Annotated in this window: 1 protein-coding gene; it reads left to right on the plus strand. The window is 59.6% G+C overall.

Translation table 11 applies throughout. The features are described from left to right. A partial coding sequence (locus EGM97_RS26110) for a calcium-binding protein (protein WP_477788902.1) occupies window positions 1–554 on the plus strand: 554 nt, incomplete at both ends.

Here is a 554-nt window from a genome sequence, read left to right on the forward strand (position 1 = left end):
CGGTCAGAGGCTCGAATTTCAACGACACGTTCATTGGTGATGGTAGCGGTATGGATTTCGATGGCGGTGTCGGAATCGATACCGTCGACTACTCGGGCTCGACTGCCGGGGTAAACGTTAATGTCCGTCTCGGGACGGGAACCGCGGGAACAGGCGGAGATGCCGAAGGCACCATTTTAACGAGTATCGAAACCGTCATCGGCTCGGCCTTCAACGACGTTCTTACCGCGGGTCCGTACACCATCGCCACAGGGGTACGGCTGGAAGGCGGCGCTGGCGACGACATCTACAACATCAACATGGGGCAGACCCCAACCATCATCGAACAGGCCGGTGGCGGCAATGATGAAGTCCGTGTGTCGGTGGTCAATCCCAACAGCACCGTCCTGGCCGCCAATATCGAGCGCCTGACCTTCATTGGCACGGGCGCATACACCGGTTATGGCAACGACCTCGACAACGTCATTACCGGCGGTTCGGGTAACGACACGCTGTACGGTGGCGCGGGAGCGGATCAGTTCATCGGCGGTGCCGGCTATGACGTGGCGGGGTAT

The organism is Pseudomonas sp. AF32 (genome assembly GCF_022342325.2).
GTDB classification, from domain to species: Bacteria; Pseudomonadota; Gammaproteobacteria; order Pseudomonadales; family Pseudomonadaceae; genus Aquipseudomonas; species Aquipseudomonas uvaldensis.